At 80.1% G+C, this 21,093-nt stretch carries 14 protein-coding genes; 12 read left to right on the forward strand and 2 right to left on the reverse strand.

All coding sequences use genetic code 11. The annotated features are described in order from the left end of the window. The first annotated feature begins 47 nt into the window (after window positions 1-47). The 9 genes from rlmC (at window position 48) to ACRYR7_RS00045 (ending at window position 10,647) form a co-directional block, all read left to right on the forward strand. Window positions 48-1,175: a 23S rRNA (uracil(747)-C(5))-methyltransferase RlmC gene (rlmC, locus tag ACRYR7_RS00005; RefSeq protein ID WP_432570069.1), complete on the forward strand. Its 1,128-nt coding sequence runs from the start codon at window positions 48-50 to the stop codon at window positions 1,173-1,175. A gap of 88 nt (window positions 1,176-1,263) precedes the next feature. Further along, window positions 1,264-2,274 (forward strand): alpha/beta hydrolase, encoded by a 1,011-nt coding sequence (locus ACRYR7_RS00010; protein WP_432570008.1) that lies wholly within the window; start codon window positions 1,264-1,266, stop codon window positions 2,272-2,274. Between the two features lie 126 nt (window positions 2,275-2,400). Then, window positions 2,401-4,311 carry a gamma-glutamyltransferase gene (gene ggt / locus ACRYR7_RS00015; RefSeq protein ID WP_432570009.1) on the forward strand — a complete coding sequence of 637 codons (1,911 nt, stop codon included), beginning with the start codon at window positions 2,401-2,403 and terminating at the stop codon, window positions 4,309-4,311. A gap of 199 nt (window positions 4,312-4,510) precedes the next feature. Continuing rightward, window positions 4,511-5,260, forward strand: coding sequence for a hypothetical protein (locus tag ACRYR7_RS00020; protein WP_432570010.1), 750 nt, complete (start codon window positions 4,511-4,513; stop codon window positions 5,258-5,260). Next, complete coding sequence (locus tag ACRYR7_RS00025; protein ID WP_432570011.1) at window positions 5,257-6,042, forward strand: MIP/aquaporin family protein; 786 nt, start codon at window positions 5,257-5,259, stop codon at window positions 6,040-6,042. Before ACRYR7_RS00020 ends, ACRYR7_RS00025 begins: the two co-directional genes overlap by 4 nt. A 38-nt stretch (window positions 6,043-6,080) precedes the next feature. Next, complete coding sequence (locus tag ACRYR7_RS00030; RefSeq protein ID WP_432570012.1) at window positions 6,081-7,352, forward strand: cation:proton antiporter; 1,272 nt, start codon at window positions 6,081-6,083, stop codon at window positions 7,350-7,352. Between the two features lie 171 nt (window positions 7,353-7,523). Further along, window positions 7,524-7,910, forward strand: coding sequence for a hypothetical protein (locus ACRYR7_RS00035; RefSeq protein ID WP_432570013.1), 387 nt, complete (start codon window positions 7,524-7,526; stop codon window positions 7,908-7,910). A 22-nt stretch (window positions 7,911-7,932) separates the two neighbouring features. Beyond that, complete coding sequence (locus ACRYR7_RS00040; RefSeq protein WP_432570014.1) at window positions 7,933-9,372, forward strand: threonine/serine exporter family protein; 1,440 nt, start codon at window positions 7,933-7,935, stop codon at window positions 9,370-9,372. 105 nt (window positions 9,373-9,477) lie between these two features. Beyond that, window positions 9,478-10,647: an ATP-grasp domain-containing protein gene (locus ACRYR7_RS00045; protein WP_432570015.1), complete on the forward strand. Its 1,170-nt coding sequence runs from the start codon at window positions 9,478-9,480 to the stop codon at window positions 10,645-10,647. 13 nt (window positions 10,648-10,660) lie between these two features. On the opposite strand, the gene ACRYR7_RS00050 is transcribed toward ACRYR7_RS00045, so the two are convergent. After that, a complete protein-coding gene (locus ACRYR7_RS00050; RefSeq protein WP_432570016.1) occupies window positions 10,661-11,398 on the reverse strand; it encodes a histidine phosphatase family protein in 738 nt (245 codons plus the stop codon). Window positions 11,399-11,541: 143 nt separating this feature from the next. Here ACRYR7_RS00050 and recC point away from each other — a divergent pair, with 143 nt between their 5' ends. The 3 genes from recC to recD are packed head-to-tail and all read left to right on the forward strand — an operon-like array spanning window position 11,542 to window position 20,470. Continuing rightward, on the forward strand, window positions 11,542-14,985 hold the full coding sequence (gene recC / locus ACRYR7_RS00055; RefSeq protein ID WP_432570017.1) for an exodeoxyribonuclease V subunit gamma: 3,444 nt from the start codon (window positions 11,542-11,544) through the stop codon (window positions 14,983-14,985). Further along, window positions 14,982-18,389 carry a UvrD-helicase domain-containing protein gene (locus ACRYR7_RS00060; RefSeq protein WP_432570018.1) on the forward strand — a complete coding sequence of 1,136 codons (3,408 nt, stop codon included), beginning with the start codon at window positions 14,982-14,984 and terminating at the stop codon, window positions 18,387-18,389. Before recC ends, ACRYR7_RS00060 begins: the two co-directional genes overlap by 4 nt. Then, window positions 18,386-20,470: an exodeoxyribonuclease V subunit alpha gene (recD, locus tag ACRYR7_RS00065; protein ID WP_432570019.1), complete on the forward strand. Its 2,085-nt coding sequence runs from the start codon at window positions 18,386-18,388 to the stop codon at window positions 20,468-20,470. The genes ACRYR7_RS00060 and recD overlap by 4 nt, the downstream gene beginning before the upstream one ends. On the opposite strand, the gene ACRYR7_RS00070 is transcribed toward recD, so the two are convergent. Beyond that, the gene (locus ACRYR7_RS00070; protein ID WP_432570020.1) at window positions 20,379-21,005 is read right to left on the reverse strand and encodes a TOPRIM nucleotidyl transferase/hydrolase domain-containing protein; all 627 of its coding nucleotides are present in this window, start codon (window positions 21,003-21,005) and stop codon (window positions 20,379-20,381) included. The two genes, recD and ACRYR7_RS00070, sit on opposite strands and share 92 nt — an antisense overlap. Between the last annotated feature and the right edge of the window lie 88 nt (window positions 21,006-21,093).

Raw genomic sequence — 21,093 nt, forward strand, 5'->3', positions numbered from 1 at the left:
CCGCCGGCGGCGCCGGCCGCCCCGGCGGCGACCTACCCTGGAGCACCGTGCAGTGCTCCTACTACGACCGCGGCGAGTGCCGCTCGTGCACCCTCATCGAGCTGCCCTACCCGCAGCAGGTCGCGGGCAAGGAGGAGCGCTGCCGCGAGCTGCTGGGCGAGCAGCCCCAGCTGCGGTGGCTGCCCGCCGTGCGCAGCCCCGAGGGCGGGTACCGCAACAAGGCCAAGATGGTCGTCGGCGGCACCGCGCGGCGCCCCACCCTGGGCATCCTCGACGCCGGCGGGCGCGGGGTGGACCTGCGCCGCTGCCCGGTGTGCTCGCCGGGCGTGCGCGCCGCCCTGCCCCCCGTCGCGCGCTTCATCACCCGCGCCGGCCTGGAGCCCTACGACGTGCCGCGCCGGCGCGGGGAGCTGAAGAACGTCCTGGTCACCGAGTCGCCCGACGGGGAGCTGATGGTCCGCTTCGTCGTGCGCTCGCGCGCCCCGCTCGCCGCGATGCGCCGGGCGCTGCCGCACCTGCTGCGCGAGCTGCCCGCGGCCGTCGTCGTCACCGCGAACCTGCTGCCCGAGCACAAGGCCGTCGTCGAGGGCGAGGTGGAGGTCCCGCTCACCGAGCGCACCGCGCTGCGGATGCGGCTGGGCGAGGTGGACCTGGACCTGCGCCCGCAGAGCTTCTTCCAGACCAACTCGCCCGTCGCGCGGGCCCTGTACGCGCAGGTCGCCGAGTGGGTCGGGGAGGTGGACCCGGGCAGCGTGTGGGACCTGTACTGCGGCGTCGGCGGCTTCGCCCTGCACGTGGCCGCGCCCGGCCGGCGCGTGACGGGCGTGGAGGTCAGCGCCGAGGCCGTCGAGAGCGCCCGCTCCTCCGCGCGCGCCGCCGGGCTGGAGGGGGTGCAGTTCCTCGCCGGCGACGCCACCCGCTTCGCGCTGGGGGCCGCCGTCGCGCCGGACCTGGTGGTCGTCAACCCGCCGCGGCGGGGGATCGGGCAGGAGCTGCGCGACTGGCTGGAGCGCTCCGGGACCCGGCACGTCGTCTACTCCAGCTGCAACCCCGCCACCCTGGCCGCAGACCTGGCCGCCATGCCCTCGCTGCGCCCGGTGCGCGCGCGGGTGCTCGACATGTTCCCGCAGACCCCGCACGTGGAGGTCGTCACGCTCCTGGAGCGCGCCGCCTGAGCCGCCCGGCTCCCCGGGCGGGCCCCGCACCGCGCGCGCAGACTGGGCCGCGGTCGGCGCCGCCGGGCGCCCGGACGACGGAGGACCCGTGACGCAGCAGGACCCGCAGACCGCCCCCGGGCTGGACCCGCAGATCGCCGAGGCGGTGCGCCGGGTCGCCGCCGCGGGCCTGCCGCCGATCAGCGCGCTGACCCCGGCGCAGGTGCGCAGCGGGGCCGCCGCGCAGGAGCGGGTGGACCCCGCGTGGTGGGGACCGGTCGCCGCGGTGGAGGAGCTCACCGTGCCCGGCGCCGTCGGCGACCTGCCCGCCCGCCTCTACCGCCCGCAGCCGCCCGCCGGCAGCGGCGACGGCAGCAGCGCAGGCAGCGGCGCCGCCAGCAGCGCAGGCGGCAGCGAGGCCACGCCGCTGGTGGTGTTCTTCCACGGCGGCGGCTTCGTCCTGGGCGACCTGGAGTCCCACGACGGGCAGGCGCGCATGCTCGCCGCCGAGTCCGGCTCGGTCGTCGTCTCCGTCGCCTACCGCCTGGCGCCCGAGGACCCCTTCCCCGCGGCCCCCGACGACGCCGTCAGCGCCACCGCCTGGCTGCGCGACCACGCCGCCGACCTCGGCGCGGACCCGCAGCGGGTGGCCGTCGCCGGCGACAGCGCCGGCGCCAACCTCGCCGCCGTGGCCGCCCAGTCGCCCGCGGGGGAGGGCCTGGCCGCCCAGCTGCTGGTCTACCCCGCCGTCTCCGGCGGGCGCGGGGACTTCCCCTCCGTGCGCGAGAACGCCTCCGCCCCGGTCCTGGACCGCGCCGCGGTGGAGTGGTTCGGCCGGCACTACCGCGGCGACGCCACCGACGTGCGCTTCGCGCCGCTTGACGCGCCCTCGCTGGCCGGGCAGCCGCCCGCCGTGGTCGGCGTCGCCGGGTTCGACCCGCTGCGCGACGAGGGGATCGCCTACGCGCAGCGCCTGGAGGCCGAGGGCGTGCCCGTCGTGCTGCGCCGCCACGACGACCTCGTGCACGGGTTCTTCGGCATGGGACCGGTGTCGGCCTCCGCCGACCGGGCCTCCCGGGGCCTGTGCCGGGACCTGGGGGAGCTGCTCGGCACCCGCTGAGCGGCCCCGGGCGCCGCGGGGGCGCCGCCCGCGCACCCCTGGCGCACCTGTGGGGTCTCTGAGAGGGTGCGGCTCCCGGGCCGACGGCGGTCCGGGAGCCGCACCCGCGACCGGAAGGCGCCCACGATGCCCCGCGCGAAGACCCCCGTGCAGCCCCGCCCGAAGCACCCCGCCCAGCACCGCGCCCGACCCGCCCGGCCCGCCCGCCGCCCCGCGGCGCTGCTGCTGGCCCTGGGCCTGGCCGCCCCCGCGCTGGCCGCCGCCCCCGCCTCCGCCGCCCCCGTGGTGGAGCGCGCCGCGCGCAGCGTCGCCGCGCCCGGCCCCGCCAAGCAGCCCGTGGCCACCGGCTACGGCGGCGCCGTGGCCAGCGTCGACCCCGAGGCCACCGCCGTCGGCCTGGACGTGCTGCGCCGCGGCGGCAACGCCGTCGACGCCGCCGTCGCCACCGCCGCGGCCCTGGGCGTCACCGAGCCGTACTCCGCCGGCGTCGGCGGCGGCGGCTTCCTCGTCTCCTACGACGCGCTGCGGCGCACCGTCACCACGATCGACGGCCGCGAGAGCGCGCCCGCGGCGCTGGGCCCCGAGGGCTTCCTCGACGGGGCGGGCCGGCCGCTGCCGTTCAACGACGTCGTGAACTCGACCCTGTCCGTGGGCGTGCCCGGCACCCCGGCCACCTGGGAGGAGGCGCTGCGCGAGTCCGGCACGATGACGATGGCCGAGGCGCTCTCCGGCGCCCGCTCCCTGGCCCAGCGCGGCTTCGCCGTCGACGAGACCTTCCGGCAGCAGACCCTGGACAACGCCGCCCGCTTCCGCGACTTCTCCTCCACCGCGCAGCTCTTCCTGCCCGGCGGGGACGCCCCGGCCGTGGGCTCGGTCTTCCGCAACCCCGACCTGGCGGACACCTACCGCGTCCTGGCCGAGCAGGGCGCCGGCGCGTTCTACGGCGGCGAGCTGGGCCGCGCCGTCGTCGACACCGTCGCCGCCCCGCCGGTGGCCACCGGCGTCACCCGCGAGGTGCTGCGCGGGGCGATGACCCTGGAGGACGTCGCCGCCTACCGGGCCCTGGAGCGGCGCCCCACCCTGGTCACCCACGAGGCCGCCGACGGGCCCGTGCAGGTGTACGGGATGGCCCCGCCCAGCAGCGGGGGCACCACCGTGGGGGAGGCGCTGCAGGTCCTGGACGCCCTGGGGCGCAGCGGGGACCCCGTCGTCTCCGAGCACCGCAAGCTGGAGGCCGCCGCGCTCGCCTTCGCCGACCGCAACCGGTACGTCGGCGACCCCGACGTGCAGGACGTGCCCACCAGCACCCTGCTCTCGCAGCGCTTCGCGGACTCGCGCGCCTGCCTGGTGCGCGACGGCGCCGTGCTGCCGCGCCCGGTGGCCCCCGGCGCCCTGGACGGCGCCGGCTGCACCGCGGCCCCCGGCGCCGAGGACCCCGACGAGGGCACCTCCACCACCCACCTGGTCACCGCCGACGCCGCCGGCAACGTCGTCTCCTACACCCTGACCATCGAGGCGACCGGCGGCAGCGGGATCACCGTGCCCGGGCGGGGGTTCCTGCTCAACAACGAGCTGACCGACTTCAACTTCGCCCCCGCCGACCCGGCCGTGCCCGACCCCAACCTGCCCGGCCCCGGCAAGCGCCCGCGCTCGTCGATGTCCCCCACGATCGTGCTGCGCGACGGGCGGCCGCTGCTGGCCGTCGGCTCCCCGGGCGGGGCGACGATCATCGGCACCACCCTGGGCGTCCTCGTCGACCGCCTGGACCGCGGCGTGCCGCTGCCCGAGGCCGTCGCTGCCCCGCGCGTGTCCGAGCAGAACCGCGCCGGCGAGCGCGGCGGGGCCAACGCCGAGCAGGCCTACGTCGACTCCCCGCGGGGGCGGGCCCTGGCCGACCTCGGGCACGTCTTCACGCCCGTGGCCGAGATCGGCGCCGCCGCGGCCCTGGAGTTCCTGCCCGACGGGCGGGTGCAGGCCGTCGCCGAGCCGGTCCGCCGCGGCGGCGGCTCCGCCGGGGTCGTCCACCCCGTCCCCTGAGGGTCGCCTGAGGATCGCCTGACGACGGCCGGTGCCTCTCGAGTGGCCGGGTGCGCGCGCTCCCGCGACACTCGAGGGGCACCGGGGTCCCCGGTGCCGCCGGGCCGCGCGCCCAGGCACGACCGCCTCCAGGGACGACGGGGCGCTCGGCGAGCGCCGTCGCGGTCGGCGACCACCAGCACCCCTCAGGAGGCCCCTCGTGAGCACCCCGAGCGACGGCTCCCACGCCGCCGACGCCCCCGGCGACGGCGCCACCACCGGCGGCGCGACCCGCCCCGCCGGCCGCCCGGCCCAGCAGGCCGGCGCCCAGCAGGCCACCGCGCACCCGGACCGCCTCAGCGTCGAGCACGGCACCGGGACCCCCTCGATGTCGCGCAAGTCCGTCGTGCAGCGCGAGAAGGACGCCTTCGGCGGCGTCAAGGTCGGCTCGGCGTTCTTCGGCTGGCTCACCGCCACCGGCACCGCCGTGCTGCTCACCGCACTGCTCACCGCCACCGGCACCGCCGTGGGGCTCTCCAGCACCGGCGACGACGCCACCGAGGCCGTCGGCTCCCTGGCGCAGCAGGCGCAGGGCAACGCCGGCACCATCGGCCTGCTCGGCGCGATCGCGCTGCTCGCCGTGCTGCTCGTGTCGTACTTCTGCGGCGGGTACGTCGCCGGCCGCATGGCCCGCTTCAACGGCGCCAAGCAGGGCGTGGCCGTGTGGGTGTGGGCGGTCGTCGTGGCCCTCGTCGTCGCCGCCGTCGCCGCGATCGCCGGCGACTCCTACGACGTGCTCGGCCAGCTCGACAGCTTCCCGCGCGTGCCCGCCGACCTCGGCTCGCTGACCGCCGCGGGCGTGCTCGCGCTCATCGGCGCCTTCGTCGTCGCCCTCGTCGGCGCGGTCCTGGGCGGCCTGGCCGGCATGCGCTTCCACCGCCGCGTCGACAAGGCCGGGCTGGGCCGGTGAGCGAGCGCACCGAGAGCCCGCTGCGGGTGCGGCGCGCACCCGCGCCCGGCGGCAGCCGCCGCAGCGGCCTGTACGGCAGCGAGGCCGGCGCCAACACCGCCCGCGCCGGCACCGCCGAGGTCGTGGGCACCTTCGTGCTCGTCCTGGCCGGCACCGCCGTCGCCTCGGCCGGCGCCACCGGCAGCCCCGCGCCCTACGACCTGCTGGCCGTGGTGCTGGCGTTCGGCCTGGCGCTGGCCGCCCTGGCCGCCGCCCTCGGCCACGTCTCCGGCTGCCACCTCAACCCCGCGGTCACCCTCGGGCTGGCCGCCACCGGCCGCTTCCCGTGGCGGGCGGTGCCGGTGTACCTGGTCTGCCAGCTCGGCGGCGCCGTGCTGGCCTCGCTGGCCACCTGGGCCTTCTACGGCGAGCGCGCCCGCGAGCTCACCGGCCTGGCGGCCACCGTGCCCGCCCCGGGCGTCTCCGACGGCCGGGCGCTGCTCGTCGAGGCCGTCATCACCTTCGTGCTCGTCCTCGTGGTGATCTCGGTGGCCACCGACGAGCGCGCTCCCGCGGCCGCCGCGCCCCTGGCCGTGGGCGCCACCCTGGCCGTGTGCGTGGCGCTGGCCGCCCCGCTGACCGGCGGGGCGGTCAACCCCGCCCGCGCCTTCGGCCCCGCGCTGGTCTCGGGCACCTGGGACTCCTTCTGGGTCTACGCCGTGGGCCCGGTCGTCGGCGGCGTGCTCGCCGCCGTGCTGTACGACCGGGTCCTCGGCAGGGCCGAGGCCCCCTCCGAGGACTGACCCCTCACCCCCCGCCCGACCCCGACGTCTGGAACGCCGTGCTCTACGCCGTCCTCTTCGCCCTCGCCGGGGCCAGCGCCCTGGGCGCGGCGCTGGTCCCCCGCGTGGTCGACAAGCTGCCGGTCAACTTGCCCATGACGTTCCTGGCCGCCGGGGTCGTGCTGGGCCTCGTGCCCGGCCTGCCCTCGGTGGACCCGCTGGAGCACGAGGCCGTCACCAGCCACGTCACCGAGATCGTCGTGATCATCTCGCTGATGGGCGCCGGCCTGGCCATCGACCGGCGCGTGGGCTGGCGGCGCTGGGCCAGCACCTGGCGGCTCATCGCCGTGGCCATGCCGCTGACCATCGCCCTGGTGGCGGTGACCGGCAGCGTGCTGGGCGGCCTGCCCGTCGCGGCCGCGGTGCTGCTCGGCGCCGCCCTGGCGCCCACCGACCCCGTCCTGGCCAGCGACGTGCAGGTCGGCGAGCCCGCCGACGAGGAGGGCACCGAGGACGAGGTGCGCTTCGCCCTGACCAGCGAGGCCGGCCTCAACGACGGCGCCGCGTTCCCCGTCGTGCACCTCGCCGTCGTGCTGGCCACCGCCGGCGCGACGGCGGGGGCGCTGGGCACCTGGGTGCTGGAGGACGTGCTGCTGCGCGCCGTCGTCGGCGTGGCCGTGGGCTGGGTCACCGGCCGGGTGCTGGGGGAGCTGTTCTTCCGCTCCTCGATCCCCGCGCTGCGCCTGGCCGACGACGTGGAGGGCTTCACCGCCCTGGCGGTGACCTTCCTCGCCTACGGCCTCGGGGAGCTGCTGCACGGCTACGGCTTCGTCGCCGTCTTCGTCGCCGCCTGCGCCATCCGCTCCGCCGAGCGCTCCCACGGCGCGCACCGCGTCGCGCACAGCTTCGTGGAGCAGATCGAGCGGATGCTCACCGCCTGGCTGCTGCTGCTGCTCGGCGCGGCCCTGTCCGACGGGCTGCTCGACGCCCTCACCTGGCAGCTCGCCCTGGTCGGCGTGCTGCTCGTCTTCGTCATCCGCCCGCTGGTGGGCCGGCTCAGCCTGCTCGGCAGCCCCGCCGGTCCCCGCGAGCGCTGGGTCATCGGCATCTACGGCGTGCGCGGCATCGGCTCGCTGTTCTACCTGTCCTGGGCGCTGGGCGAGGCGGAGTTCCCCGGCGAGGAGCTGTGGGCCGCCGTCGGGTTCACCGTCGCGCTGTCCGTGCTCGTGCACGGGGCGACCGCCGCCGCCGTCGTCGGGCGCCTGGACGCCCACCGCTTCCAGCGCGCCCGCTCCCGCGACCTCGGCGAGGTCGCCGAGACCCACGTATGACGGCCCCGTCTGTGACGACCCGCCTGTGACGAGCGTCACGTGTGGGGGCGGCCGGGTGCGGGCAACCGTGGGGGGACCGGGACGGGCCGTGGTGCAACCTGCGCCGCGCACGGCGCGTCCCACCGGTGACCGACGAGCACCACGACGACCACGACACCCGGGAGGTCCCCCGTGACCCGCACCCGCCGCACCGCCCTGACCGCCGCCGCCGTCCCGGCCGCCGGCGCCCTCGCCGTGCTCGCCGCCGCGCTGCCCGCCGGCGCCGCGCCCGCCGACCCCGCCACCGCCGGCGAGGTCGCCGCCGCGGTGCGCACCAGCCCCGAGGCCGCCGCCGCGCCCGCCGACGCCTACGCCGTCGCCGACGTGCGCACCGCCGACGCCGACCCCGCCTGGGCCGCCGCCCGCCTCGAGCCCGCCGACCCCGCCGCGCTGGACCCGGCCACCGCCGTGCTCCAGCGCGTGGACGGCGCCTGGCGCGTGGTGTCCCTGGGCACCGCCGGCGTCGGCTGCGAGCAGGCCCCGCCCGCCGTGCTCGCGGACCTCGCCCTGCCCTGCTGAGCCCCGCCGGTAGCGTCGCGGTGTGCCACCGCTGCTGACCGGCCGAGCGGCGAGCGGCCGGGTCCGCGACCGCGTCGCCACCGCCGTCGCCTCCACCGCCTCCACCGTCGTCGCCCGCCTCGCCGGCCACCCCGTCGCCGAGGACGCCCACGACGACGGCGGCGTGCCGCACGAGCAGGTCCTCGCCGCGCTGCGCGCGTTGACCCGCATGGCCGAGGCGCTGCTGTCCTGCGGCGCCTCCGCCGCCGACGTCACCGCCCTGACCCTGCGCGCCGCCGCCGGCGCCGGGCTGCGCCGCACCCAGGTCGACATCACCTTCACCGCCGTCGTCGTCTCCACCACCGGCGCCGACGGCGTGCCGCTGACCGACGTGCGCGTGGTGCAGGCGCGCAGCACCGACTACTCGCGCCTGTCGCGGCTGTACGCGCTGGCCCACGAGGCCGGCGACGGCCTGGCCGTCGACGAGCTCGACGAGCGCCTCAAGCGGCTGCTCACCGCCCGGCGCCCCTACCGCGGCAGCGTCGCCTCCCTCGGCGCCGTCGGCCTGGCCGTCTCCGTCGCCGTCCTGCTCGGCGGCGGCTGGGCCGTGGCCGCCGCCGCCGCGGGCACCACCGCCGTGCTGCAGGTGCTGCTGTTCGCCCTGAACCGCCGCGGCCTGCCCGCCTTCTTCCAGCAGGTCGCCGGCGCGGCCCTGGCCACCGCCGTCGCCCTGGGGCTGCTGCTGTGGCAGCCGCACCTGCCCGGGTGGATCGGCGCGCTGCCGCCCTCCCTCGTCGTCGGCTCGGGCATCGTCGTGCTGCTCGCCGGCCTCTCCCTGGTCGGCTCCGCCGAGGACGCCATCTCCGGCTTCTACGTCACCGCCGGCGCCCGCGCCTTCGAGACCGTCGTGCTCACCGCCGGGCTCGTCCTGGGCATCGCCGGCGTCCTCGACCTCGGCCAGCGCGCCGGCATCGCCCTGAGCCTGACCTTCACCGCCACCGCCGCGCCCGCCGTCGCCGTGCAGGTCCTCGCCGGCGCCACCGCCGCCCTCTCCTGGGCCGTCAGCGGCTACGCCGACGGGCGCGCCCTGGCGCTGGCCGCCCTGGCCGGCGGCACCGGCTCCGCCGTCAACGCCCTGGCCCTGGCCGCCGGCGCCGGGCCGCTGACCGCCGCCGGCGCGGCCGCCCTGGTCGTCGGCCTCATGGCCGAGGGCACCGCCTGGCGCTGGGGGGTGCCCGGCCTGGTCGTCTCCGTCTGCGGCATCGTGCCGCTGCTGCCGGGCCTGGCGACCTACCGGGCGATCTTCACCCTCGTCGGCGGCGGCACCTCCGCCGGCCTGGGCATGCTCGTCGAGGCCCTGGGCACCGCCCTGGCCCTGGCCGCCGGCGTCACCCTCGGGGAGTTCTGCTCCACCCCGCTGCGCCGCGAGTTCGACCGCGTCGAGCGCCGCGTGCGCCGCCGCTCCCTCAACCGCAGCTTCTGAGGGCCCCGGCGCCCCCGCCGCGAGCCCCCGGATCGCGCGCCGGCCCGGCCCCCGACAGGCTGTCGCGGGGCGCCGCCGGGGCGCCCGGGAGGAGGCACGGGACGGGTGCGAGCGCTCATCGTCGAACAGGGCTGGAGCCGCGGGGCGCTGGCCGCCGCGCGGGCCCTGCACGCCGCCGGCTGGACCGTGGGGGTCGCCGCCCCCGACGGGCCCGGCCGCGGGCTGGCCGTCTCCTCCCGCGCCTGCTCCGCCGCGCACCGCGTGCCCGCCCTGCACCCCGCGGGCGCCTTCGTCGAGGCCGTCGCCGCGATCGCGCGCGCCGGCTCCTACGACGTGGTCTTCGGCGCCGGGGAGGCCGAGGTCACCGCCCTGTCCGCCGCCCGCGACGTCCTCGCCGCCGCCGGCGCCGTCGTCCCGCACGGCCCCCACGAGCAGCTCCTGCGCGCCATGGACAAGGCCGAGCTCTCCCGCGCCGCCGCGGCCGCCGGCATCGCCGTGCCCGACGTGCTCGACCCCGCCGACGTGCCCGACGAGCGCACCTCCTGCGTCGTCAAGGCCCACCGGCACGCCCTGCCCGACGTCGCCGGCTCCCCGCCGCGCATCGACACCACCGTCGTCACCGGCCGCAGCGCCGTCGCCCGCCGCGTGGCGGAGATCCGCGCCCTCGGCGGCGAGGCCGAGGTGCAGGTGCTGCACCCGGGCACCCTGATCGCCTACGCCGCGGTGCGCGGCCCGCGCGGCGTGGTCGCCGAGTCCATGCAGCGCGCCGAGCGCATCTGGCCGCCGCTGGCCGGGGCCAGCGCCCGCGCCGTCACCGTCGAGGTCGACGCCGACCTCGCCGCGCGCGCGCAGGAGCTGCTGGCCTCGCTGGAGCTGGTCGGGCTGGCGGAGCTGCAGTACGTCGCCGAGCCCGGCGGGCCCGCGCGCCTCATCGACCTCAACGCCCGCTTCTACGGCTCGCTGTCGCTGGCCGTGGCCGCCGGCGCGAACCTGCCCGCCGCCTGGGGCGAGGTCGCCCTGGGCCGCGAGCCGCGCCCGGTGCGCGCGCGCGCCGGCGTGCGCTACCAGTGGGGCAGCGCCGACGTGCGCCGCGCCCTGGCCGAGCGCCGCGGCGGCCTGGTGCGCGACCTGGCCGGCACCCTGGCCGGCGCCCCCGGCGCCCGGCACAGCGTCGCCTCGCTGCGCGACCCCGGCCCGGCGCTGGCGCGCCTGCGCGCCGCCGTGCCCGCGCGCCCCCGCCCGGTGCCCGCGACCGCCGGGGCGCCGGCCCTCTGAGCCCCCCGGGGGCTCAGGGCGCGGGCGGGGGAGCGGTCGCCGGGGCGATCCGCTGCGCGGCGTCGCGCAGGTGCGCGGCGTCGCGCAGGTGCGCGGCGTCGCGCAGGTGCGCGGCGTCGTTGTGCCGCAGCACCAGCCACGGCCCGCGCGGGTCGCCCGCCGGCAGCGCGCGCACCTCGCCCAGGCCCGTGGGGTCCACGTGCATCCGGTGCATCGTCACCCGCGGCACCCCCAGCGCGTCCACGACCGTCAGCTTCACCGGGTACATGTGGCTGACCAGCAGCACCCGCGCGCCCGGGTGCTGCGCGGCCAGCCGCTCGCGCACCCGCGCCACCCGGTCCCCGACGGCCTCCACGGACTCCCCGCCGGGCGGGGCCTGCTCGCTCTGCCCCCGCCACGCGGCCTGCTCGCCCGGCCAGCGGCGGTCCACCTCCGCGGGCGTCAGGCCCTCCCAGTCGCCGAAGTCGATCTCGCGCAGGTCGTCCTCCACGCGCAGCGCCAGCCCCAGCGCGGCGGCGACCTCCTCGGCCGTCTGCCGCGCCCGCAGCACCGGGCTGCACACCAGCACGTCCGCGCCGCCGGCCGCGCGCAGCGCCGCGCCCAGCCGCCGCGCCTGCTCCCGGCCCACCTGCGACAGCGGCGGGTTCGCGCCCGTGCTGCCGCTCAGGCGCCCCTCCGCGGTGTGCGCGGTCGCCCCGTGCCGGGCCAGCAGGAACGTCGTGCCCGCCGCCGCCGTCGTGCTCGTGCCCACCGGGTCCTCCCGTCGCCGCGCCGCGGGCCGCTCCCGGGCGCGCCGCATCCTCGCGCACCCCGCCGGCGCCGGTGCCGCCCGGTGCCGCCCGGTGCCCCGCGGTGCCGTCCGGGGCTGTCCGCCCCGTCGGGTAGACAGGGGGCGTGCTCCACGTCCACCGGTCCCGCGACGCCGAGGACCTCCTCGCCGCGCTCGCCGGGGTCCTCTCGTCGCCCGCGCCCGGCGCCGACCCCTTCACCCCCGAGCTGCTCGCCGTGGGCGCCCCCGGCACCGAGCGCTGGGTCGCCCAGCGCCTCTCGCACCACCTGGGCGCCTCCGCCGCCGGCGGCGACGGCGTCTGCGCCCGCGTGGACTTCCGCGCCCCCGGCGCCCTGCTCGACGAGGTCGTCGCCGCTCTGGGGCCCGAGCACGCCGCCGCCGTCAGCGCCTGGGACGCCGACGCCCTGCCCTGGCACGTCCTGCAGGTCCTCGACGAGATCGCCGGCGACCCCGCCCCCGGCGCCGGCAGCGGCGCCCGCAGCGGCGCCGGCGGGGACCTGGCGGTGCTGCGCCACCACCTGCGCCCCGACGACGGCGACGGCACCCACCGCACCCGCCGCGTCGGCGTGGCCACCCGCCTGGCCCGCCTGCTCGCCCGCTGCGGCACCGCCCGCCCCGAGCTGCTCGCCGCCTGGGCCGGCGACCCCGCCGGCGCCGCCGCGCACCTGCCGCCCGACCTGCGCTGGTGGCCCGAGGTGTTCCGCCGCGTGCGCGAGCGCACCGGCACCCCCGCCCCCGCCGAGCTGCTGCCCGACGCCTGCGCGCGGCTGCGCGCCGGCGCACGGGTGCCCGGGGTGCCCGCCCGCCTGGGCGTCCTGGCCGTCGCGCCCCTGGCCGGCGCCCACCTGGAGGTGCTCGCCGCGCTCGCCGGGCACCGCGAGGTGCACCTGTGGCTGCCGCACCCCTCCCCGGTGCTGTGGGACGCGCTCGCCGGGCCCGCCCGTGCCGCCGGCGCCGGCACCGCGCGCCAGGACTGGGAGCAGCGCACCGGCGACCTGGTGCACCACCCGCTGCTGCACTCGCTGACGCGCGAGGTGCGCGAGCTGCAGGTGCGCCTGGCCGCCCTGGCCCCCGGCCACGCCGACGAGCTGCACGGAGCGCCCCCCGCCCCCGCGGGCGCCCCCGGCACGCTGCTGGCCCGCCTGCAGCGCTCCCTGGCCGACGACGACGCCTCCGCCCACGCGGGCCCCCTGGCCGCCGGCGACCGCTCCGTGCAGGTGCACGCCTGCCACGGGCGCACCCGGCAGGTGGAGGTGCTGCGCGAGGCCGTGCTCGGCCTGCTGGACGCCGACCCCACCCTGCAGCCGCGCGACGTGCTCGTCGTGTGCCCCGACGTCGACGCCTACGCCCCCGTCGTCAGCGCCGTCTTCGCCACCGACAGCCACCCCGGCGCCGCGCTGCGCGTGTCGGTGGCCGACCGCTCCCCGCTGCAGGCCAACCCGCTGCTGGCGCTGGCCGCCCGGCTGCTCGAGCTCGCCGCCGGCCGCGCCACCGCCACCGACGTGCTGGACCTGGCCGCCGCCGAGCCGGTGCGGCTGCGCTTCGGCTTCGACGACGAGGAGCTGGAGCAGCTGCGCAGCTGGGCCGTGCAGGCCGGCGTGCACTGGGGCCTGGGCCCGGAGCACCGGCGCGCCTGGCGGCTGGGCGAGGTGCGCCAGGGCTCCTGGCGCGCCGGGCTGGACCGCGTCCTCGTCGGCGTCGCCCTCGGCGGCGACCTGCTGCCCTCCGCCGGGCCGGAGGACCCCGTCGCCCCGCTGGACGACGTGGAGTCCAGCCGCGTCGACCTCGCCGGGCGCCTGGCCGAGCTGCTGGAGCGCCTGGACGCCGCCGTGCGTCGCCTGAGCGGGCGGCAGCCGGTGGCGCGGTGGTGCGACGCGCTGCTCGAGGGCGTCCTGGACCTCGGCGCCGCCCCCGCCGACGCCGCCTGGCAGGACGCGCAGGTGCGCCGCGAGCTGGGCCGGGTGCGCGAGCTCGCCGACCGCGCCGGCGGCGCCCCCGTGGGCCTGGCCGACGCCGCCGCCCTGCTCGCCGGCCGCTTCGAGGGCACCGCCGCGCGGGTGTCCTTCCGCACCGGCGCGATGACCGTGTGCGCCCCCGGGGCGCTGCGCGGCGTGCCGCACCGCGTGGTGTGCCTGCTCGGCCTGGACGACGACGCCTTCCCCCGCGCCGGCGCCCCCGACGACGACGACCCGCTGGCGCGCGCACCGCGCGTCGGCGAGCACGACGCGCGCGCGGAGGACCGCCGGGCGTTCCTGGACGCCGTCCTCGCCGCCCGCGAGCACCTGCTCGTCACCTACGGCGGCCGCGACGTGCGCACCGGCGCCGAGCTGCCCCCGGCGGTGCCGGTGGGCGAGCTGCTCGACGCCGTGGACCTGCTCGGCGCCCCCGGCGGGCCGCCGGTGCGCGAGCGCGTCCTGGTGCACCACCCCCTGCAGCCCACCGACGCGCGCAACTTCACCGACGGCGCCCTGGGCCGCGCGGGCGCCTTCAGCTTCGACACCACCGCCCGCGCCGGCGCGCTCGCCGCGGCCGCCGGCACCCGCCCGCCCGCGCCGTTCCTGGCCGCCGCGCTGCCCGAGCCGCCCGCGCCCGCCGGCGGCGAGGTCGACCTGGACGCCCTGGTGCGCTTCTGGCAGCACCCCGCGCGCGGCTTCCTGCGCCAGCGCCTGGACGTGGCCGCCGACACCCGCGGCGAGGAGCCCGACGACGCCCTGCCCGTGCAGCTGGACGGCCTGGCCGAGTGGGCCGTGGGCGACCGCTGCCTGGCCGCCCGCCTGGCCGGCACCCCCGCCGCCGACGTCGCCCGCCGCGAGGTCGCCCGCGGCGACCTGCCCCCCGGCGTCCTGGGCTCGCAGGTGCTGCACCGCGTCGGCGCGGCCGTCGAGCGCCTCGTCGCCGCCGCGGGCCCGTGGACGGCCCCGCCGGCCCGCACCGTCGAGGTCGACCTGGAGCTGGACGGCGGCACCCGCCTGCGCGGCGTGGTGCGCGGGGTGCGCCCGGCCGGCGACGGCCCCGCCGCGGCCGCCGTCACCGTCACCTACTCGCGGCTGAAGGCCAAGCAGGAGCTGCGCGCGTGGGTGGAGGTGCTGGCCCTGACCCTGGCCGAGCCGCGCGCCCCGCGCGCCGCCGTCGTCGTCGGCCGCGGCGAGCGCGGCAGCACCGCCGTGGTGCGCCTGGGGCCGGTGGCCCCCGAGGCCGCGCGCCACGCCCTGGAGGACCTGCTGGCGCTGCGCCGCACCGGCCTGCGCCTGCCGCTGCCCCTGCCGGTGGCCACCGGCGCGGCGTGGGCGTCGGCCGCCGCGCGCGGGATGTCCCCGGACAACCGCGCCGCCGCCGCCGAGAAGGAGTGGCGCTCGACCTTCGAGTGGGCCCGCGAGGACGCCGAGGAGGAGCACCGGCTGCTGTGGGGAGGGACCGTCGGGGTGGAGCACCTGCTGCGCTGGACGCCCCCGCCGGGGGCGCCGCCGGGCACCCCGGCCGGGTTCGAGGAGCTGGCCCGCCGGGTGTGGCGCCCGCTGCTGGCCGCGCGGCACCGGGAGGCCGGGTGAGCGCCTTCGACCCCGCCGGCGAGCTGCCCGGCGGCACCACCGTGCTCGAGGCCAGCGCCGGCACCGGCAAGACCCACGCCGTCGCCGGCCTGGTGGCCCGCCACCTCGCCGAGGGCCCCACCCGCGTGGAGGGGCTGCTCGTGGTCACCTTCGGGCGCGCCGCCACCGGCGAGCTGCGCAGCCGCGTGCGCGAGCGGCTCGTGGCCACCCGCGACGCCCTCGCCGACCCCGCGGCCGCCGCCCGGCACCGCGACGAGGTCGTGCGCCACCTGGCCGCCGCCCCGGCCGCGGAGGTCGACCTGCGCCGCGAGCGCCTGGCCACCGCCCTGGCCTCCTTCGACGCCGCCACCGTCACCACCGTGCACGGCTTCTGCCGGCAGGTCCTCGCCGGCCTGGGCACCGCCGCCGACGCCGACCCGGCCGCCGCGCTCGCCGAGGACCTCTCCGACCTCGTCGAGGAGGTCTGCGACGACCTGTACGTGCGCTTCGCGGTGCGCGAGGCGCCCCCCTTCGACCGCGCCGGCGCCCTGCGGGTGGCGCGCGCGGCCGTCGCCCGCGCCGACGCCCGCCTGGAGCCGGTCCAGCGCCCGCCCGGCTCGGCGGAGGACCTGCGGGTGCGCTTCGCCACCGCGGTGCGCGCCGAGGTCGCCCGCCGCCAGGCGGCGCGGCGCGTGCTGGGCCTGGACGACCTGCTCGCCCGGCTGCGCGACGCCCTGGCCGACCCCGTCAGCGGCCCCGTCGCGCGCACCCGCCTGCGGGAGCGCTACGGCGTCGTGCTCGTCGACGAGTTCCAGGACACCGACGCGGTGCAGTGGGACGTGCTGCGCCTGGCCTTCCACGGGCACGTGCCCCTCGTGCTCGTCGGCGACCCCAAGCAGGCGATCTACGCCTTCCGCGGCGCCGACGTGCACAGCTACCTCGCCGCCCGCGGCACCGCGCAGCACCGCGCCACCCTGGACGTCAACCGCCGCAGCGACCCCGCCGCGGTGCGCGGCGTGCAGCGCCTGCTGCGCGGCGCCGCGCTGGGCGTGGACGGCATCGTGGTGCACCCGGTCGAGCCGGCCCACGAGCGCGCCGCCCTGGTCGACGCCGCCGGCGCGGAGGACCCCGCGCCGGTGCGGCTGCGGCTGCTGGCGCGCGCCGGCCTGCCCACCGACCGCGCCGGGCTGCCGCGCCTGGAGGCGGCCCGCACCGCCGTGGCCGCCGACGTCGCCGCGCAGGTCGCGGCCCTGCTCTCCGCCGGCCGGCGGGTGCGCCCGCGCGACGGCGCGCAGGGCGGCGCGGGCGGCGGCGCCGGGGAGCGGGCGCTGGCCGCCGGGGACGTGGCCGTGCTGGTGCGCACCCGCACCCAGGCGCGGCTGGTGCAGGAGGCCCTGCAGGCCGCGGGCGTGCCGTGCGTGCTCAGCCGCGGCCCCAGCGTCTTCGGCACCGACGCCGCCCGCGACTGGCTGGTGCTGCTGGAGGCCCTGGAGCAGCCGCACCGCACCGCCCGGGTGCGCCGGCTGGCCCTGTCGGCGTTCGTGGGCTCCACCGCCGCCGAGCTGGACGCCGGCGGCGAGCGCGCCACCGACGCCGCCGCCGTGCGCCTGCGCACCTGGACGGCGGTGCTCGCCGAGCGCGGCGTCGCCGGGCTGTTCGCGGCCGTCTCCGAGGAGCACGCCCTGCCGGCGCGGCTGCTGGGCACCACCGGCGGCGAGCGGCGCCTGACCGACCTGCGCCACGTGTGCGAGGTCCTGCACGCCGAGGCCGCCGCCGGCGGGCGCGGCGTGGCCGGGCTGCTCTCCTGGCTGCGCGCGCGGGTGGAGGAGGCCGACGGCGACGTGGACGCCGAGCGCTCGCGCCGCTTGGACACCGACCGCGCCGCGGTGCAGGTCGCCACCGTGCACACCAGCAAGGGCCTGGAGTTCCCGGTGGTGTGCGTGCCGTTCGGCTGGGACGTGCCCTCCGGCGCCGGGCGCCGCGAGCGCCTGCCCGTGGCGCACGCCGCCGCCCCGGACGGCACGGCGGTGCGCACCCTGCACGTCGGTGGGCCCGGCAGCACCGGGTACGCCGCGGCGTGCGCGGCCGAGGACGCCGAGGCCGCCGGGGAGGAGCTGCGGCTGCTGTACGTGGCGCTGACGCGGGCGGTCTCCCGGCTGCTGGTGTGGTGGGCGCCGGCGCGCTGCACCGGCGAGAGCCCGCTGCACCGGCTGCTGCTGGCGCCGGACGCGCGGGCGCTGCCGGCGGCGGTGCCGGTGCCGGCGGACGCCGACGTGCACGAGGCCCTCACCCGCCTGGCGGGCGGGCCCGGCGGCGGGGTGCGGGTGGAGCGCGCCGGCGAGGACGGCGCGGCGCTGCCCGCGCCGGCCGCGGCGGCGCCCGTGCCGCTGCTGCCGCCGGCCGCCTTCGGCGGGCGCGTGGACGCCGCCTGGCGGCGCACCTCCTACAGCGGCCTGACCCGCGCCGTGCACGAGGCGCCGCTGGTGCGCAGCGAGCCGGAGGAGCCCGGCACCGTCGACGAGGCCGACCTGGAGGCGGTGGGGGCGCCGGGCGCCGACGGCGCGGGCGACCCGCTCGCGGCGCGCTGGCGCGAGGTGCCCTCGCCGATGGCGGACCTGCCCGCCGGCGCCGGCTTCGGCACCCTCGTGCACGCCGTGCTGGAGGACTTCGACCCGGCCGAGCCGGACCGGCCCGCCCACCTGGCGGCCCTGGCGCGCGAGCAGTTCGCCGGCCCGCTGGCCGGACCGCTGGCCGCCGCGCTGGAGCCGGTGCTGCGCACCCCGCTGGGGCCGCTGGCCGGCGGGGCGGCGCTGGAGGGCTTCGCCGTCGCCGACCGCCTGGCGGAGCTGGACTTCGAGCTGCCGCTGGCCGGCGGCGACGCGGCCGGGGAGGGCGACGGCGCGCTGCTGGGCGAGGTCGCCGGCCTGCTGCGCCGGCACCTGGACCCCGCCGACCCCGTGCACCGCTACGCCGACGCCCTGGAGGTCCCCGAGCTGGGCGGGCAGGTGCTGCGCGGCTACCTCACCGGCTCCATCGACGCGGTGCTGCGCCGCCCGGGACCGGCCGGCCCGCTGCACCTGGTGGTGGACTACAAGACCAACCGCCTGGCCGGGCCGGGGGAGGCGCTGACCGCCTGGCACTACCGGCGCGAGGCCCTGGACGACGCCGTGCGCGAGGCGCACTACCCGCTGCAGGCGCTGCTGTACTGCGTGGCGCTGCACCGGTTCCTGCGCTGGCGCCGGCCCGGGTACGACCCGCAGGCGCACCTGGGCGGGGTGCTGTACCTGTTCCTGCGCGGCATGTGCGGCCCGGACCTGCCCGGGGCGGACGGCGCCGTCGCCGCCCCGCCGGGGGTGTGGTCCTGGCGCCCGCCGGCGGCGCTGGTGACCGACCTGTCCGACCTGCTGGCCGGGAGGGCCCGATGACCGCACCCACCACCACCGGCACCACCACCGGCACCACCACCGGCACCACCACCACCACCGGCACCGCCCCGCCGCCCGCCCCGGGGGGCGTGGACGACGCCGAGCGCGCCGTCACCCGGGTGCGCAGCGCCGACGGGCTGCTGCGCGACTTCAACGTCCTGGGCCTGCTGCGCGCCGCCGACGTCCACGTCGCCCGCCGCCTGGGCGCGGTCGCCGGCGAGGGCGACGAGCGGGTGCTGCTGGCGGTGGCGCTGGCGGTGCGCGCCGTGCGCCACGGCTCCGTCGTGCTGCACCTGCGGCAGGCGCCGGTCACCGTCGTGCCCGAGGACGAGGAGGACACCGGGGCCGTCGGGGCCGTCGACGCCCCCTGGCCCGAGCCGGAGGGGTGGCTGGCCGCGGTGCGCGCCAGCCCCCTGGTCGCGGTGCACGGCGCGGCCGGCGCGTCGGCGGACCCGTCCACGGGCGGCGCGGCGGGCGAGCGGCCCGTGCACGTGGTGGGCGACGGCGTGTGGCTGGACCGGTACTGGCGCCTGGAGGTCGCGGTCGCCGAGGACCTGCGCCGGCGCGCGGTCGCGGTGCCCGCCCACGACGCCGGGCGGGTGCGCGAGGTGCTGGACCGGCTGTGGCCGGGGGAGGACGAGCCCTCCGACCAGCGCCGCGCCGCGGAGGTGTGCCTGCGCTCGGGGGTGGCGGTGCTCGGCGGCGGGCCCGGCACCGGCAAGACGACCACGGTGGCCCGGCTGCTGGCCGCCCTGCACGCCCTGGCCGACGGCGACCCGCCGCGCGTCGCGCTGGCCGCGCCCACCGGCAAGGCCGCGGCCCGCCTGACCGAGGCCGTCACCGCCGCGGCCGGCGAGGCGGTGTTCAGCCAGGCGCAGTCCGCGTACCTGGCCGCCGCGAGCGCCTCCACGCTGCACCGCCTGCTGGGGCTGCGCCCGGGGTCGGTGCGCGCCCGCTACGACGCCGAGCACCGCCTGCCGCACGACGTCGTCATCGTCGACGAGGCGTCGATGGTGGGCCTGGGGGTGGTCGCCCACCTGCTGGCGGCGCTGCGCCCGCAGGCGCGCCTGGTGCTCGTCGGCGACCCCGACCAGCTCGCCTCCGTGGAGGTCGGCGCCGTGCTGGCCGACCTCGTCGCCCCCGCCACCGCCCCCGCGCACGCCACCGCTCCCGGCGCCGCCGACCCCGCGGGCGCCGGGCCGCGCGCGGGCGGGGTGGCCGACGGCGTGGCGCTGCTGCGCACCACGCACCGCTTCGCCGCCGGCGGCCCGATCGCGGAGCTGGCGCGCGCCGTGCGCGGCGGCGACGCCGGGGCCGTCGTGGACGTGCTGCGCTCGGGCGCGCCGGGGGTGGAGTTCGTCGAGGTCGCCGAGGACGAGCCCGTCGCCGGCGCCGCGCTGGAGCTCGTGCGCGCCGACGTGCTGGCCCGCGCCCGCGACGTCGTGGACGCCGCCCGCCGCGGCGACGCCCCGGCGGCCCTGGCCGCCCTGGACGCGCACCGCGTGCTGTGCGCGCACCGGCGCGGGGGGCGGGGCGTGTCGCACTGGGGCGCGCTGGCCCACCGCTGGTCCGTGGACGAGCTGGGGGTGCGCCCGCGCCCGGACGGGCGCTACGTCGGCCTGCCCGTCATCGTCACCACGAACGACCCGGCGGTCGGCGTGTTCAACGGCGACACCGGCGTGGTGCTGGAGTCCGGCGGGGACCTGGTGGTGGCGGTCGGCCGCGGCGACGGGCCGCTGCTGGTGCCGCTGGCGCGCCTGGCCGAGGTGGAGCCGGTGCACGCCATGACGGTGCACCGCAGCCAGGGCTCGCAGTTCGGGACGGTGACGGTGCTGGCGGCGCCGGCGCGCTCGCCGCTGGCCACCCGGGAGATGCTCTACACCGCCGTGACCCGCGCCCGGCACCGGGTGCGTCTGGTGGGCTCGGTGGAGGCGGTCACCGCCGCGGTGCAGCGGCCGCTGGCGCGCGCGACGGGCCTGGCCGCGCGCCTCAGCGGCCCGGGGGGCCGGGCCGACCCGGCGGGTCCGGCGGGTCCGGCGGGTCCTGCGGGTCCGGGAGGCCCGGCGTCCCGCCCGGCGTGAGCCGGCGCAGCGCGAGCAGCCGCGCGGGGGCGTCGGCGTCACCGGCGGCGGCCGCGGCCGCCGCGTAGCGGGCGGGGTCCTTGGCGGCCGGGCCGGTCAGCTCGCCGCCGAGGCGCCGCAGGGCGGCGACGAAGGAGGGCCAGCGCTCCAGCTCCGCCTCCAGCGCGTCCGGCAGCACCGTGCACCGCTGCGCGGGCAGCGCCCGCAGCACCCGCTCGGTGCTGCGGGCGTGCGTCGTGCGCGCCCGGGAGCGGTTCGCCGAGCGCCGCCAGCCCTCCGCGTCGCCGTCGAGGAGCACGTGCCACTGGGCGCCCAGGGCGCCGGCCACGGCCGCGGCCAGCGGCAGGGCGTGCTTGCCGCCGGCGGCCACGACCAGCGGGGCGCGCGCACCGTGCTCGTGGTGCCCGCCGCGCCCGTCGCGCTGGTCGTGCTCGTCGCGCCGGTCGTCCTCGCCGAGCAGCGCGGTGAGGACGGCGGCGTCGGTGGCGCCCTCCACGAGCAGCACCACCCGCCCGCGCGCGACCGCGCCGCGCACCGAACGCACGGAGCCCGGGGGCAGCGCGGTACGCGCCAGCCTCCGGGCTCGTGCGGTGCTCGTGCCCAGGGACGCGGCGACGAGCGCC

It is taken from the genome of Kineococcus gurbantunggutensis (assembly GCF_050871925.1).
Lineage (GTDB): Bacteria > Actinomycetota > Actinomycetes > Actinomycetales > Kineococcaceae > Kineococcus.

What these genes read in the sequence shown, in the direction of transcription:
- ggt (WP_432570009.1), top strand. Translation starts at nt 2,401, where the DNA reads ATGCCCCGCGCGAAGACCCCCGTGCAGCCCCGCCCGAAGCACCCCGCC.
- recD (WP_432570019.1), top strand. Translation starts at nt 18,386, where the DNA reads ATGACCGCACCCACCACCACCGGCACCACCACCGGCACCACCACCGGC.